Below are 15,442 nucleotides of genomic sequence, written 5' to 3' on the forward strand. Positions count from 1 at the left end.
TCGAACCCATGGACGGGGACATCGGAGACTTCCTGCGCTCACGCCGTGCTCGTATCCAGCCCGAGGAGGTGGGGCTGCCCTCGCACGGTCGCCGCCGCGTGCCCGGGCTGCGCCGCGAGGAGGTGGCGCAGCTGGCCGGGGTGAGCGTCGACTACTACATCCGCCTGGAACAGGGACGCGGGCCCAGCGTCTCGGACGCGGTGCTCGACGCCGTCGCCCGCGTCCTGCGCCTGGACGACACGGAACACGACTACTTGCGCACGGTGGCCCGCCCTCGGCGCGAGAAGAACAGGACGCCCGCGCCCCGGGTCCGCTCCGGTGTCCAGGTCCTGCTCGACGGCATGGAGCGGATGCCTGCGTTCGTGCTGGGACGCCGGATGGACGTGCTCGCGTGGAACGCGCTCGCCGACGCGCTGAGCGGCTTCAGCGCCATGCCCGCCGACGTCCGCAACATCCCGCGCCATGTGTTCCTCGACCCGGCCTCGCGCGACCTCTACCCCGACTGGGCCGCCGTCGCCGCCCAGGCCGTGGCGAACCTGCGGGTGGACTCGGGCCGGCACCAGGGAGACACCGAACTGTGCGCCCTGGTCGGCGAACTCTCCGTCAGGAGCGAGGACTTCCGCCGTCTGTGGGCCGACCACGAGGTCAAGGAGTGCGCCTACGGCGTGAAGCGCGTCCGGCACCCGGTCGCGGGCCTGCTGACCCTGCCGTACGAAACACTCGCGGTACCGGGGGAGTTGGACCAGACGATCGTGGTCTACACACCGGAGCCGGGTTCGGAGACGGCGGAGCGCCTTGCGCTGCTGGGGAGTTGGGCCACTACAGGGCCGTAGAAAAGCTATGCGCGGGGACCGCCGCACCCCCCGTTGCCGGGAGGGCGGGACGACGGCGGTCCCCGCGAGGGACGCGTGCCGGGTCAGGGCCGGGCGTGCGCGTCCTAGGCGTCGGTGGAGGTCCGGGAGCCGCTCCGGAGGTCCGTGACGCCGTTTTTGTGTCGGCGAGGCGGGGAGCCGCTCCCGCCCTGCCGACATCCACTAATGTGCCCGACGCTTGTTAAGCGGGTGCTGCGTGGACGTGACGCGCTCGTACCACTTCCGCGAAGTCCACCGTTTCGGTGGGCAACCGCAAAGTCGCCGTCGGCACGGCCCGTTCACCGGACGTTTCCTACTGCTTCCCGCCCTTGGCGAGGAAGGACAGCAGGTCCTGCCGGCTGATGACACCGGTCGGCTTGCCCTCGACCAGGACGATCGCCGCGTCGGCGCCGCCCAGCACGGTCATCAGGTCGCCCACCGGCTCACCGGAGCCGACCTGCGGCAGCGGGGCCGACATGTGCTTCTCCAGCGGGTCGGTCAGCGAGGCGCGCTGGGTGAACAGGGCGTCCAGCAGCTCCCGTTCGACGACCGAGCCGACGACCTCCGCCGCCATGACGTCGGGGTGACCGGCGCCCGGCTTCACGATCGGCATCTGCGAGACGCCGTACTCGCGCAGCACCTCGATGGCCTCGCCGACCGACTCCTCCGGGTGCATGTGCACGAGGGACGGGATGGCGCCGTGCACCTTGTCGTTGAGGACGTCGGCGACGCGGGCGCTGGGGCCCTCGTCCTCCAGGAAGCCGTAGTCGGCCATCCACTCGTCGTTGAAGATCTTCGAGAGGTACCCGCGCCCGCTGTCGGGCAGCAGTACGACCACGACGTCGTCGGGCCCGAGCCGCTCGGCGACCCGCAGCGCCGCCACGACGGCCATCCCGCAGGAGCCACCGACGAGCAGCCCCTCCTCCTTGGCCAGCCGGCGGGTCATCTGGAAGGAGTCCTTGTCGGACACGGCGACGATCTCGTCCGCGACGGTCCGGTCGTAGGCGGTCGGCCAGAAGTCCTCACCGACACCCTCGACGAGATACGGCCGCCCGGACCCGCCGGAGTACACGGACCCCTCGGGGTCGGCGCCGACGACCTGGACAGCCCCGTCACTGGCGTCCTTGAGGTAGCGCCCGGTGCCGGAGATGGTCCCACCGGTCCCCACACCGGCGACGAAGTGGGTGATCTTCCCCTCGGTCTGCTGCCAGAGCTCGGGGCCGGTCGAGTGGTAGTGGGAGAGCGGGTTGTTCGGGTTGGAGTACTGGTCCGGCTTCCAGGCGCCCGGCGTCTCGCGGACCAGGCGGTCGGAGACGTTGTAGTACGAGTCCGGGTGCTCGGGGTCCACCGCGGTCGGGCACACGACCACCTCGGCGCCGTACGCGCGCAGCACGTTGATCTTGTCGGTGGACACCTTGTCGGGGCACACGAAGATGCAGTGGTACCCCTTCTGCTGGGCGACGATGGCCAGGCCGACGCCGGTGTTGCCGCTGGTCGGCTCGACGATGGTGCCGCCGGGCTGAAGCTCCCCGCTCTTCTCGGCCGCCTCGATCATGCGCAGCGCGATGCGGTCCTTCACGGATCCGCCGGGGTTGAAGTACTCCACCTTGGCCAGAACGGTCGCCTGGATGCCCGCGGTCACGCTGTTGAGCCTCAGCAGCGGGGTGTTGCCGACGAGGCTGATCATCGAGTCGTGGAATTGCACCGTTGTCTCCGGTTGCTGCAAAGAAGTGTCGTGAATGGTCCTGTCAGCGTAAGGCCCGGAAATGACGTTCACCGCCCGTTGAGATTGGACGACGTGCTGTTCGGGGCAAGGAGTGGATGACGGCTTAGAGGAGGTGGCGGCGACGTATGACGAGGATGTCGAGGGCGCGGGTGGCCCGGCGGATCGCGGCCGGTGCGGCGTACGGCGGTGGCGGGGTCGGACTGGTGGGCGCGGCGGCGGTCGGGCTGGTGCTGGCCGAGGTCCGCTTCGTGAAGCGCCATGTGGGCAACGGCCATGGTCCGGGCAGCAACCATGTGCCGAGCGCGGACGGCCGGTACGGACATGTCTACGACACCCCGGGTGAACCCCCGATCCGGCTGACCATGCTCGGCGACTCCACGGCGGCGGGCCAGGGCGTCCACCGGGCGGCCCAGACCCCGGGCGCGCTGCTGGCGTCCGGGCTCGCGGCGGTCTCGGAACGCCCGGTCGAGCTGCACAACGTGGCCCTCCCCGGCGCCCAGTCCGACGACCTGGACCGCCAGGTGGCGCTCGCCCTCGCGGACACCACCCGGGTGCCCGACGTCTGCGTGATCATGATCGGCGCGAACGACGTCACCCACCGCATGCACCCGACCCGCTCGGTCCGCCACCTCTCGGCGACGGTACGACGGCTGCGCACGGCCGGCGCCGAGGTGGTCGTCGGCACCTGTCCCGACCTCGGGACGGTCGAACAGGTCCAGCAGCCGCTGCGCTGGCTGGCCCGCCGGGCGTCCAGACAGCTGGCGGCGGCCCAGACGATCGGCACGGTCGAGCAGGGCGGGCGCACGGTGTCGCTGGGCGACCTGCTGGGCCCCGAGTTCGCGGCGAACCCCCGCGAGCTGTTCGGCCCGGACAACTTCCACCCCTCGGCGGAGGGCTACGCGACGGCGGCGATGGCCATCCTCCCGACCGTCTGCGCCGCCCTGGGCCTCTGGCCGGCGGAAGAAGACCGCCCGGACGCGTCCCGCCGCGAGGGCTTCCTGCCGGTGGCCCGCGCCGCCGCGGAGGCGGCTTCGGAGGCGGGCACGGAGGTCACGGCGGCGATGCCTACGGGGCCGCGGGGGCCGTGGGCTCTGCTGAAGCGGCGGAAGCGGCGCCGGGTCCCGGAACCGGAGGCGGCACCCTCCAGCCCGTCCGGCGTTTGAGGACGAGGCCGTTCAGGCCGATGGGGGGTCTGGGGGCGCAGCCCCCAGGGACGCCCGCCCCCACCGCCCCGCCCGCTCGTCCGCCGGGGGCCCAAGCAAGCGCTTAGAAACTGCGGCCAGAGTCACACAGCGATCCCCGTGACCTGTGCCATACGTACGGGTAACTTCCCAAGAAGCCCCGCACATCACCGTACGTACGCCAATGGAGCCGTGATGCCCGAAGCCGTCATCGTGTCGACCGCCCGCTCACCCATCGGCCGCGCCTTCAAGGGCTCCCTCAAGGACCTGCGCCCCGACGACCTCACCGCCACGATCATCGAGGCCGCCCTGGCGAAGGTCCCCGAGCTGGACCCGAAGCTCATCGAGGACCTGATGCTCGGCTGCGGCCTCCCCGGCGGCGAGCAGGGCAGCAACCTCGGCCGGATCGTCGCCGTGCAGATGGGCATGGACCACCTGCCGGGCTGCACGATCACCCGTTACTGTTCCTCGTCCCTCCAGACCAGCCGCATGGCCCTGCACGCCATCAAGGCCGGCGAGGGCGACGTCTTCATCTCGGCCGGTGTCGAGATGGTGTCCCGGTTCGTCAAGGGCAACTCCGACAGCCTCCCGGACACGCGCAACCCGATCTTCGCCGAGGCCGAGGCCCGTACCGCCGAGGTCGCCGCGAGCGAGGGCGCGAGCTGGCACGACCCGCGCGAGGACGGCCTGCTCCCCGACCCGTACATCGCGATGGGCCAGACCGCGGAGAACCTCGCCCGGATCAAGGGCGTCACCCGCCAGGACATGGACGAGTTCGGCGTCCGCTCGCAGAACCTCGCCGAGGAAGCCATCAAGAACGGCTTCTGGGAGCGCGAGATCACCCCGGTCACGCTGCCCGACGGCACGGTCGTGTCGAAGGACGACGGCCCGCGCGCCGGCGTCACCCTGGAGGGCGTCTCCGGCCTGAAGCCGGTGTTCCGCCCCGACGGCCTGGTCACGGCCGGCAACTGCTGCCCGCTGAACGACGGCGCCGCGGCGGTCGTCATCATGAGCGACACGAAGGCCCGCGAGCTCGGCCTCACGCCCCTGGCCCGGATCGTGTCGACCGGCGTCTCCGGCCTCTCCCCCGAGATCATGGGCCTCGGCCCGGTCGAGGCGTCGAAGCAGGCGCTGGGCCGCGCCGGTCTCACCGTCGACGACATCGACCTGTTCGAGATCAACGAGGCGTTCGCCGCCCAGGTGATCCCGTCCTACCGCGACCTGAACATCCCGCTGGAGAAGCTGAACGTGAACGGCGGCGCGATCGCCGTCGGCCACCCCTTCGGCATGACCGGCGCCCGCATCACCGGCACGTTGATCAACTCCCTCCAGTTCCACGACAAGCAGTTCGGTCTGGAGACGATGTGCGTGGGCGGCGGCCAGGGCATGGCGATGGTCATCGAGCGCCTCAGCTGACCAACTCCCCGTAGCCGTACGGGAACTTTGCGTCACCTTTTGGCCCGGAACCCAGTAACCACCTGGGTTCTGGGCCGATTTGTGATCCAATCTCCCCCAGGATGTGACCTATCTCCCTTCGAAGAGGGATTTTCCCAGGTCAGGACCGTTTCACCGCCAAACACCGGGCCCAAAGTCCTGCCCGTTTCGTGACGTTACGCACTGACAGCTGGTTAGTCCGCCCTTCAAGCTGATGTAGGAAGTCGGGGGTCGACTTTGAACCGGGAGTACGTCAGTGAGCGCCATGCCGATCGCTTTGCTGCTCACCACGGCCGCCACAGGCGCCGTGGGCGTCGCCGTCCTGCGCACCCTCTTGGTGCTCCGTCGCCAGGTAGCGGCCCTGCACACCGAACTGGCCGAGGGCCGGGCCGCCGCCGTACGGGCGCTCGTGCCCGCCGCCCGCAGCCACACCGACGCGGATGAGATACGCGCCGCCGTGGCCGAGGCGCTGGCCGAGGAGCGGGAGCGGGAACTGGCCGAGGCACGGGCCTTCTGGGCCGCCCAGGAAGCCCGCGACACCGAGGTGCCGACCCTGCTGGGTCTGCCCGACAGCGAGCTGTTCCTGCCCCGCCAGAGCGACTTCGTGGGCCTCGAACCGCTGGAGCCGGTCACCGAGTTCTCCGCGGACGCCGACGAGTTCGCCGGCGAGTCCCCCGAACTGGCCGCGGCCCGCCGCCGCCACCCCTCCCACCCGGACTTCGTCCCGGCCCAGTCACCGGTCGCGAACGACCACGAACGCACGGTGGCGACACTGGAGGAGCTGGCCGAGTCCGCCGTGGAACTGGCCGACGTCCGCCCCGGCCCCCTCGGCACCCTCGACGTCTACGTCTTCGCCGACGGCACCACCCTCTGCATGACCCCGGGCCACCGCGAAACCGCCGAACGCCTCGCCGCAGCCCTCCACGCCGGCGAAACCCCGTTCCTGCTGGGCGGCTCGGGAGTATCGGGCGCCTACACGTTGACGTTCGCGTGCGGCGAGGAGAACGTGTACATCCTGGCGGACAGGGTCATAGCGTCGCTTTGAATCCGGGGCGTCACGGTGCTTCGTCGGGTGGGGGCGCGTGGGGGTTGCTCGCGCAGTTCCCCGCACCCCTAAAGGAACACGGCGAGCGTACGTTTTTAGGGGCGCGACCAGCCACGACGGACCGCAAGCCGCAAACGGCGGGCCAGCGGTTTTTTAGGGGCTCGGGGCCGTGTCAATGTGCGGCTCCGCCGCGCGGGCGCGACCAGCCACGACGCACCCGCAGCCGCCAACGAACCTCAGACGCCCGCCCTCTTCTGCGCCTCCGCGACCAACCCCACCGCCTGCTCGACCTCGGCGTCGTTCACCAGCACAACCGCCAAGTCATGGACAGCAACGGTGATTTGATCCGCCGCGGCGAACATCCCCGCGTCCGGCATCTCCCGAGGTACCCCCGAGGGATCCTCAACCCGCTGCGCCCACAGGGCAAACTCCCTGGCCAGCCCCAGAGCCTCGCCGGCGGCACCCCTCTGCAAACGACTCTGCGGCGCAGCCCTGAGCCGGTCCGCAAAGTGATCCACCGCTTGAGTCAACCGCGTCGTATCCACCACGCCGCGAGACTACGCGCCGTACCGGGACTGTTGCCAACGGGCGAACGCTCAGGCACGGTGACCTGAAGGACCGGCTTACACCCCATGCGTCCGGAGGCGCCGATGTCCCAAGTGTTCTCCCAGGAGACCCATCGCAACATGCTCGCCCGCATCCCCCATTGCACCGGTCGTGAAGTATCCGACTGGCTGCGCACCGTCGACGAAGGCCCCGCCCTCTTCCGCTTCGAGGAGAAGGTCAGCTGGCTCCGCGCCGAGCACGACCTCGCGTACGGCCACGCCAAGGCGATCATTCACGAGTACGACCTGAGGAGGGCCGCGCGCAAACTGCTCTAGGCGCGCACCACGGACATGACGAAGGGCCCCGGGAACGAACCCGGGGCCCTTCCGCGATCGTGAGGACCGCTAGTTGTTGCTGTTGAGGATCGAGATGAGCCGCAGGAACTCCATGTAGATCCACACCAGCGTCAGCGTGAGCCCGAAGGCCGCGAGCCAGGCCTCTTCCTTGGGCGCGCCGTAGGCGATCCCGTCCTCGACCTGCTTGAAGTCGAGGGCGAGGAAGCACGCGCCGAGGATGATGCCGACGACACCGAAGAAGATGCCGAGCGGGCCGCTGCGGAAGCCGAGGCCGTCACCGCCGCCGAACACCGCGAACAGCAGGTTCACGACCATCAGCAGCACGAAGCCGAGCGCGGCCGCCATCACGAAGCCGTAGAACCGGCGGTTCACGCGGATCCAGCCCGCGCGGTACGCGATGAGCACGCCGGCGAAGACCGCCATCGTGCCGATCACGGCCTGCATGGCCGCGCCGCTCGCGATGCGGTTGTCGACGACGCTGGAGACGACGCCGAGGAAGACGCCTTCCAGGGCGGCGTACGACAGGATCAGCGCCGGGACGGGCTTGCGCTTGAAGGACTGGACGAACGCCAGCACCATCGCGATCAGCGCGGCGCCGATCCCGATGCCGTACGAACGGCTGATGTTGGCGTCGTCGACCGGGAGCAGCGCCCAGGCGAGCGCGGCCGTCACGATCAGCGTGCCGAGGGTGGTGCCGGTGCGCAGGACCACGTCGTCCATGGTCATCCGGCCGGTGGTGGCCGGGGCCTGCGGTGGTGCACCCTGCTGAAGGTCCTGCTGGGCGTACGGGTTCTGCGCGTACGGGTTACCGCCCGCGTAGGGGTTGCCCTGCGTCCCTACGGCGGGGCCCCCGGCCTGCGGCGCGGTGTTGAAGCCCGCGTAGCCGTTGTCGCGGCTGAACCCCCGTCGCGAGAAGACCGGGTTTCTGCTCCTCATTTCACTCCTCCATGGCCGCCTCGCGCGGCCTTGGGCTCAAGAGTAATAGGTAGGCAAAGGATTGACCCTACCTCTTGGGGAGGATCTTCCCCTCGTCCTGCCAAGGTACGCGGTGGATCGCACGCCGTGCGAACACTGGTACCAAGCCGTGACGCCCCTCTTAGAGCCCCCTTATCCCTGTTCATCGAGAGGGAACCCGGTGTACGCCTCGGCAAGATCCGTCTCGGCCGCCCGCGAGGTCGCGATCCGCTCCAGCCGGGCCAGCTGGAGCCGCCCCTCGAAGGCCGTCGCGTCGGGCGCGCGGTGCAGGAGGCTCGTCATGTCGTAGGAGAACCGCTCGGCCTGCCACACCCGCCGCAGACAGGTGGCGGAGTACTCGTCGAGCCGCTCCTCGCTCCCCGTCTCCTTCTTGTACGTCAGCGCCCTCGCGAAGGTGACGACGTCGCCGACGGCGAGGTTGAGCCCCTTGGCCCCGGTCGGCGGCACGATGTGCGCGGCGTCACCGGCAAGGAAGAGCCGCCCGTACCGCATGGGCTCGTGGACGTACGACCGCATCGGGGTGACGGACTTCTGGGTGATGGGACCGCGCTCCAGCCGCCACCCGTCCTCGGTCTCGAACCGTCGCTCCAGTTCGCCCCAGATGTCGTCGTCGCTCCACTTCTCGGCGTCCGCACCCTCCTCCACCTGGAGGTAGAGACGGGAGACGGACGGGGAGCGCATGGAGAGGAGGGCGAAGCCGCGCTCGTGGCGGGCGTAGACGAGCTCGTCGTGGGAGGGCGCGACGTCGGCGAGGATGCCGAGCCAGGCGTAGGGGTACGACCGTTCGAAGACGCGGGTGAGCTCGGCGGGGATCGCGTTGCGGGCGACGCCCCAGAACCCGTCGCAGCCGACGACGTAGTCGCAGTCGAGGACGTCCTCGCGGCCCTGGTGCCGGAAGCGGACGCGGGGGTGGTCGGTGTCGGCCCCCTCCACCGCCAATGCCTCCGCCTCGAACAACAGCGGCCCGCCGTCCGCGAGTTGAAGGGCGATCAGGTCCTTGCACACCTCGGTCTGCGCGTAGACCGTGACGCTCCGGCCGCCGGTGAGGGCCGGGAAGTCCACCCGGTGTCGCTTCCGGTCGAACCGCAGCTCGATCCCGTCGTGCCGCAGCCCCTCCCGGTCCATCCGCTCACCGGCGCCCGCCGCGCGCAGCACGTCGACCGTGCCCTGCTCCAGGATCCCGGCCCGCTGCCGGTGCTCGACGTACTCCCGGTCCCGGCTCTCCAGCACGACCGAGTCGATCCCGGCGTTGTGCAGCAACCGGGCGAGGAGGAGCCCGGCGGGGCCGGCTCCGATGATGCCGACGGTGGTACGCATCGGGGGTTCCCTTCGAGCGTGGGCCGTTCTGATGTTCGCCTGGTGAAATTCTTTTCACCTTATTGGTACGCCTTAAGTCTCCGACCGCATGGGTCACCTGTCAACGGTCCGGGAGGGGGTGACGAGGGGTGTCGAGGGGGGCTACGGCAACTCACCGTTCCCGCCAGTCACGCCCAGTAACTGCGATGGTGCCCGGAGCCGGACTTGAACCGGCACGCCCGCGAAGGGGCAGCGAGGTTTAAGCTCGCCGTGTCTGCATTCCACCATCCGGGCAGGCCGTGGGCTCCGCATCGAGGTCACGAGCCTATCGGGACGCGCGTCCCCAACAGCGGGCAGGCGGACCGATGTTGTCTTATTTTATTGATGTCTGAGGGTGCATCAGACCACGGAATGCGCCATCAGCACTTGCCAACAGCCTTGCGTGCGTTCTGGGGCCTCGTATGCGGAATGACGGAATTTCACCGCCCGAACGAGGGTGCTCCACCGGTTCTTGACGGGATCGTTCACAGAGGCGGGCCCAGGGGCCGTCTCGGGGGCTGTCTCGGGACTTGTCTCAGGGGTGGTCCTCATCCCCAGGTATGACACCGCTGAGCGCAGTCCGACTGAAGGCTGCCCCCGGAACCGGAACAGCGGCTGACTACACGGCGCGATGGGGCCGAGAGGATGGGTGGCGTATCCAGCAATACCGTCGTCCCGACAGGAGCGCCCTCCGTGACCACCACCCCCATCGCCGACCGGACCACCTCCGTGGCCGCGCGTGCCACGGATCTTTCCAAGATCTACGGACAGGGCGAGACCCAGGTGGTCGCCCTCGACCGGGTCTCCATCGCCTTCCGGCAGGCCGAGTTCACCGCGATCATGGGCCCCTCGGGGTCCGGCAAGTCCACGCTGATGCACTGCGTGGCCGGCCTGGACACCTTCTCGTCCGGTTCCGTGACCATCGGTGACACCGAGCTGGGTTCCCTGAAGGACAAGCAGCTCACGAAGTTGCGCCGGGACAAGATCGGTTTCATCTTCCAGGCGTTCAACCTGCTGCCGACGCTGACGGCCCTGGAGAACATCACGCTCCCGATGGACATCGCGGGCCGCAAGCCGGACAAGCAGTGGCTGGACTCGGTGATCACGATGATCGGTCTCGCCGACCGCCTGAAGCACCGGCCGTCCGAACTCTCCGGCGGCCAGCAGCAACGCGTCGCCGTGGCACGGGCGTTGGCCTCCCGCCCCGACATCATCTTCGGCGACGAGCCGACCGGAAACCTGGACTCGCGCTCCGGCGCCGAGGTGCTGGGCTTCCTCCGCAACTCCGTACGGGAGCTGGGGCAGACGGTGGTCATGGTGACCCACGACCCGGTGGCGGCGGCGTACGCGGACCGGGTGGTGTTCCTCGCGGACGGCCGCATCGTCGACGAGGTCTACGAGCCGACCGCGGACTCGGTGCTCGACCGCATGAAGCAGTTCGACGCGAAGGGCCGCACCAGCTGACGTTCCGCCGACCGGGTGCCCAACTGACCCGGTGATCCTGCTGACGGTCCATCAACTCGCGGTGCGGGCAAACAACTTAGCCACTCGGACACCTGCCTTCACCACCCGGGCACCCGCCTTCGCCATCCCGGCCCCCGGCTCACCGCCGGGGTTTCGACTCCGCTGCCCGGAACCTCGACTTCGTCGCCCCGGTCCTCAACTCAGCCGCCCCATACCCGACTTCGCCGCCCCGGCACCCGGCTTCACCGCCGGCGCACCCAGCCTCACCGCCCGGGCAACTGACTTCGCAACCCCAGCACCCAACTCCACCGCCCTGGCCGCGATGTCAGAGCCCCGGCCGCCGACCTCACTGCCGAGGCCATCAACTCCGCCGCCCCGGCGCCGGCTTCACCGCCCCGGCCAGCCCCTCGTAGACCTGGACTGAGACAACCCATGTTCCGTACCGCCTTGCGCAACGTACTCGCGCACAAGGCCCGGCTCCTCATGACCGTGCTCGCCGTGATGCTCGGCGTCGCGTTCGTGTCGGGGACCCTGGTCTTCACCAACACCATCTCGAACGCCTTCCAGAACAGCTCGGCCAAGGGCTTCGACCAGGTCGACGTCGCCGTGAAGGCCAAGTACCAGGACGACAAGGGCGACACGGTCGGCAAGACGCCCGAGCTGACCCAGGCCATGCTCGACACCAGCGCCAAGGTGCCGGGGGCCGCGTCCGCGACCGGTGTCGTCAACGGCTTCACCGCCATCGCCGACAAGAAGGGCAAGCTCATCGGCGGCGGCTTCCAGTCGGAGGGCGGCAACTACTGGGGGGACAAGGACGCCCGCTACCCCCTCAAGTCCGGTGCCGCACCGCATGGTTCGGGTGAGGTCGCGATCGACTCGGAGACCGCGAAGCGCGCCGGGTACAAGGTCGGCGACACCGTGCGCATCTCGGTCGACGGCCCCGTCCTGACCCCGAAGATCACCGGCATCTTCACCACCGACGACGGCAACGTCGCCGCCGGCGGCAGCCTCGCCCTCTTCGACACCGCGACCGCGCAGAAGCTGTTCGGCAAGGCGGGCACGTACGACGAGATCGACGTGAAGGCCGCGGCCGGGACCAGTCAGGCCGCGCTGAAGACGCAACTGGACAGTGCCCTGCCGAAGGGCCTCACCGAGACCACCACCGCCAAGAAGCTCGCCGACGACCAGGCCGAGACGATCGCCTCCTCGATGAGCGGGCTGAAGTCGGGGCTGCTGGTCTTCGCGGGCATCGCGCTGTTCGTCGGCACGTTCATCATCGCCAACACCTTCACCATGCTGGTCGCCCAACGCACCAAGGAACTGGCCCTGTTGCGCGCCGTCGGCGCCTCGCGTCGGCAGGTCACGCGGTCGGTGCTGCTTGAGGCGTTCGTGGTCGGCGCGGTCGCCGCGGTGGCCGGTCTGCTCGCCGGCATCGGCATCGGCGCCGGGCTGCGCGCCCTGATGGGCACGATCGGCGCGACCGTCCCGGACGGCCCGCTCATCATCACCTCGGGCACGGTCCTCAGCGCCCTCGCGGTCGGCATCCTCATCACGATGCTCGCCGCCTGGCTGCCCGGCCGCCGCGCCGCGAAGATCCCGCCGGTCGCCGCGATGAGCAGCCTGTACGCGACGGCCACCACCAAGTCCCTGGTGCTGCGCAACACGCTCGGCGCGCTGTTCTCCGGCGCGGGCATCGCCGTCGTCATCGCGGCCACGACGATGAGCGGTTCGGACGGCCAGGCACCCATGGGCCTCGGCGCCGTACTCCTCATCATCGGTGTGTTCATCCTGACCCCTCTGCTGTCCCGCCCGCTGATCGCGGCCTCGGCACCGGTCCTGCGGATCTTCGGGATCTCCGGCAAGCTGGCCCGCCAGAACTCGGTGCGCAACCCGCGCCGTACGGCCGCCACCGCCTCCGCGCTGATGATCGGCCTCACCCTCATCACCGGCATGACGGTGATGGCGGGCAGCCTCCAGCAGGCGATCGACAAGATGGCCTCGTCCGCGATCAGCGCCGACTACATCGTCTCGATGGCGAACGGCAACTCGCTCTCCCCGGACGTCGACAAGACCCTCACCACCACCTCCGGCATCACCGCCTCCAGCCCGCTGCGCAACGCCCCCTCGCGCATCGACGGCAAGTCCGAGTTCCTGACGGGCGTCAACGGCTCCGCCATCGCCAAGCTCACCGACCTCAAGGTCGACAGCGGCACCTTCAAGGTCGCCGGCACGCAGGTCGTCGTGGACGACGACACGGCCAAGTCCTATGGCTGGAAGGCCGGTTCGACGTTCACCACGCACTACGAGGACGGCAAGGCGCAGCAGCTCACCGTCTCCGCGGTCTACGAGGGCAACGCACTCATCCGCGGCATCATGCTCGACAACGCGACGCTCGCCCCGCACCAGACCGACCCGGCCGACATGCAGATCCTCGTCAAGACCGCCGACGGCGCGTCGAGTTCGACGAAGGACAGGCTGGAGAAGGCCCTCGGCTCCAACCCGGCCGTCAAGGTCCAGGACAAGAAGGACCTCTCCGACAGCATCGCGCAGGTCTTCACCCTGATCCTCAACATGGTCTACGGCCTGCTCGCCATGGCGGTGATCGTCGCGGTCCTCGGGGTCATCAACACCCTGGCCATGTCGGTCTTCGAGCGCTCGCAGGAGATCGGGATGCTGCGCGCGATCGGCCTCGACCGCAAGGGCATCAAGCGGATGGTCCGCCTGGAGTCCCTGGTCATCTCGCTCTTCGGCGGGGTGCTCGGCATCGGGTTGGGCGTGTTCTTCGGCTGGGCGGCCGGTGAGCTGATCGGCTCGAAGATGGCGACGTACGAACTGGTCATCCCCTGGGCCCGGATGGCGCTCTTCCTGCTCCTCGCGGGCACGGTCGGCGTCCTGGCGGCACTGTGGCCGGCCCGGCGCGCGGCCAAGCTGAACATGCTGTCGGCCATCAAGTCCGAGTAGCGGTACATGAGTTGGGGCCCCGTTCCGGTAAGGATCGGGGCCCCTTTCTGCTCTCTGCCGAGCGTGCTCAGTTCCAGGTGCGGGCGCGCAACGGCATCCCGGAATCACCCTGTTCGGGAGTCCGGACCGCCAACACCTGGTTGACCCCTATGCGGTTGCGCTCGAACCCGAGCACGGAGGCCGCCATGTAGAGGCGCCACACGCGGGCCCGCCCGGCGCCGACGATCCCGACCGCGCGCCGCCACTCGGACTCCAGGTTGGCGACCCAGCGGCGCAGGGTGAGCGCGTAGTGCTCGCGGATCGCCTCGACGTCCCGCACCTCGAACCCGGCACTCTCCAGCTGGGTCACGGTGGTGCCGATCGGGGCGAGTTCACCGTCGGGGAAGACGTACGCGTCGATGAACTCGTCGATGTCGTACGCCGATTCGTCCTGCCACGGGCGGCGGGCGATCTGGTGGTTCAGCAGCCGCCCGCCCGGCTTGAGCAATGCGAAGAGGTCCCTGGCGTACTCCAAGTACCGCTCGGTACCCACGTGTTCGGCCATCCCGACGGAGGAGATGGCGTCGTAGGGCCCGTCGGTGACGTCACGGTAGTCCTGGACGCGGATCTCGACCTTGTCGGTGAGACCCTCCTCGGCGACGCGCTTACGGGCGTAGGCCGCCTGTTCCTGCGAGAGGGTCACGCCGACCACGCTCACGCCGTACTCGCGGGCCGCGTGGATCGCCATCGAACCCCAGCCGCAGCCGACGTCGAGGAGTCGCTGCCCCGGCGTCAGCTCCAGCTTGCGGCAGATGAGTTCGAGCTTGTCGCGCTGGGCGTCCTCCAACGTGCCGTCCGGGGAGTCCCAGTAGGCGCACGAGTAGACCATCGAGGGGCCGAGGACGATCTCGTAGAACTCGTTGCCGACGTCGTAGTGGTGGCTGATGGCGCGTTTGTCGGTGCGTTTGGTGTGGAGGTGGGCGCGGCTGCGGCGGACCTCCTCCGGGGGCGGGGCGGGCGGCAGCGGGAGCCCGCCGAGCTTCACCAGCCCGCGTACGGCGGACCGTACCTCGGGGTCGCGCAGGGCCTGGGCGAGGGTGCGGGCGTCCTCGCCGCGCTCCCACACGAGGGCGGACATCCGGTCGAGCCCGGCGTACAGGTCGCCCTCGATGTCCAGGTCGCCGGCGACCCAGGCGCGTGCCATGCCCAGTTCGCCGGGCTTCCACAGGAGTCGGCGCAGGGCACGGCGATTACGTACGACCAAGGTCGGCGCATCGGGCGGTCCTGCCTCGGAACCGTCCCAGGCGCGGATGCGCACCGGGATGGGGGTTCCCAGTAGCTGTTCGAAGAGGGATTTGAGCCGCAGCGCGGCATCAGCCATGGCGCACACCTCCGTGACGCGGATCCCGGAATTGTCCATCACTACGTAAACACCGGCCAGGCCCGACCGCAGTCCTGCTTGAGCGTTACGAGTAGGCAAAATAGGTGTAGCAGCCATGAAGGTGACACGTGCAGCACGCCGAAGGGGCCGCCCGCACCACGGATGGCGGACGGCCCCTTCGGGCGTAACAGGTACTACGGGTACTACG

At 69.4% G+C, this 15,442-nt stretch carries 12 protein-coding genes and 1 tRNA gene; 7 read left to right on the plus strand and 6 right to left on the minus strand.

Annotated elements, in window-relative coordinates; genetic code table 11:
• Nucleotides 1–8: 8 nt before the first annotated feature.
• Complete coding sequence (locus OG496_RS24620) at nt 9–833, plus strand: helix-turn-helix transcriptional regulator (protein WP_366497030.1); 825 nt, start codon at nt 9–11, stop codon at nt 831–833.
• A 331-nt stretch (nt 834–1,164) separates the two neighbouring features.
• Here OG496_RS24620 and OG496_RS24625 read toward each other — a convergent pair whose 3' ends face one another.
• A complete protein-coding gene (locus tag OG496_RS24625) occupies nt 1,165–2,556 on the minus strand; it encodes a cystathionine beta-synthase (RefSeq protein ID WP_366497029.1) in 1,392 nt (463 codons plus the stop codon).
• 146 nt (nt 2,557–2,702) lie between these two features.
• Between OG496_RS24625 and OG496_RS24630 the strand changes: the two genes are divergently transcribed.
• The 3 genes from OG496_RS24630 to OG496_RS24640 all read left to right on the plus strand — a co-directional run bounded on the left by OG496_RS24630 (nt 2,703) and on the right by OG496_RS24640 (nt 6,237).
• Complete coding sequence (locus OG496_RS24630; protein ID WP_366497028.1) at nt 2,703–3,740, plus strand: SGNH/GDSL hydrolase family protein; 1,038 nt, start codon at nt 2,703–2,705, stop codon at nt 3,738–3,740.
• A 213-nt stretch (nt 3,741–3,953) separates the two neighbouring features.
• A complete protein-coding gene (locus tag OG496_RS24635; RefSeq protein WP_405972418.1) occupies nt 3,954–5,174 on the plus strand; it encodes an acetyl-CoA C-acetyltransferase in 1,221 nt (406 codons plus the stop codon).
• A gap of 274 nt (nt 5,175–5,448) precedes the next feature.
• Nucleotides 5,449–6,237 carry a hypothetical protein gene (locus OG496_RS24640; RefSeq protein WP_366497026.1) on the plus strand — a complete coding sequence of 263 codons (789 nt, stop codon included), beginning with the start codon at nt 5,449–5,451 and terminating at the stop codon, nt 6,235–6,237.
• Between the two features lie 236 nt (nt 6,238–6,473).
• On the opposite strand, the gene OG496_RS24645 is transcribed toward OG496_RS24640, so the two are convergent.
• Nucleotides 6,474–6,785, minus strand: a complete 312-nt coding sequence (locus OG496_RS24645) for a hypothetical protein (protein WP_405972419.1) — start codon at nt 6,783–6,785, stop codon at nt 6,474–6,476.
• A 102-nt stretch (nt 6,786–6,887) separates the two neighbouring features.
• Between OG496_RS24645 and OG496_RS24650 the strand changes: the two genes are divergently transcribed.
• Nucleotides 6,888–7,118, plus strand: a complete 231-nt coding sequence (locus tag OG496_RS24650; protein WP_026151524.1) for a DUF4287 domain-containing protein — start codon at nt 6,888–6,890, stop codon at nt 7,116–7,118.
• 69 nt (nt 7,119–7,187) lie between these two features.
• Here OG496_RS24650 and OG496_RS24655 read toward each other — a convergent pair whose 3' ends face one another.
• The 3 genes from OG496_RS24655 to OG496_RS24665 all read right to left on the minus strand — a co-directional run bounded on the left by OG496_RS24655 (nt 7,188) and on the right by OG496_RS24665 (nt 9,704).
• Nucleotides 7,188–8,075 carry a Bax inhibitor-1/YccA family protein gene (locus OG496_RS24655; protein ID WP_366497024.1) on the minus strand — a complete coding sequence of 296 codons (888 nt, stop codon included), beginning with the start codon at nt 8,073–8,075 and terminating at the stop codon, nt 7,188–7,190.
• A gap of 171 nt (nt 8,076–8,246) precedes the next feature.
• Nucleotides 8,247–9,431, minus strand: coding sequence for a 4-hydroxybenzoate 3-monooxygenase (locus tag OG496_RS24660; RefSeq protein WP_405972420.1), 1,185 nt, complete (start codon nt 9,429–9,431; stop codon nt 8,247–8,249).
• A gap of 186 nt (nt 9,432–9,617) precedes the next feature.
• Nucleotides 9,618–9,704: transfer RNA gene (locus tag OG496_RS24665), tRNA-Leu, on the minus strand.
• A gap of 438 nt (nt 9,705–10,142) precedes the next feature.
• On the opposite strand from OG496_RS24665, the gene OG496_RS24670 reads away from it, so the two are divergent.
• Together OG496_RS24670 and OG496_RS24675 are read left to right on the plus strand one after the other, a co-directional pair.
• A complete protein-coding gene (locus tag OG496_RS24670; protein ID WP_366497022.1) occupies nt 10,143–10,913 on the plus strand; it encodes an ABC transporter ATP-binding protein in 771 nt (256 codons plus the stop codon).
• A gap of 432 nt (nt 10,914–11,345) precedes the next feature.
• Nucleotides 11,346–13,874 (plus strand): ABC transporter permease, encoded by a 2,529-nt coding sequence (locus OG496_RS24675; RefSeq protein WP_405972421.1) that lies wholly within the window; start codon nt 11,346–11,348, stop codon nt 13,872–13,874.
• 67 nt (nt 13,875–13,941) lie between these two features.
• Here the strand turns inward: OG496_RS24675 and OG496_RS24680 are convergent, their stop codons facing one another.
• Nucleotides 13,942–15,234, minus strand: a complete 1,293-nt coding sequence (locus OG496_RS24680; RefSeq protein ID WP_405972422.1) for a class I SAM-dependent methyltransferase — start codon at nt 15,232–15,234, stop codon at nt 13,942–13,944.
• Nucleotides 15,235–15,442: the final 208 nt, after the last annotated feature.

Source organism: Streptomyces sp. NBC_00988 (genome assembly GCF_045162645.1).
Taxonomy (GTDB): domain Bacteria; phylum Actinomycetota; class Actinomycetes; order Streptomycetales; family Streptomycetaceae; genus Streptomyces.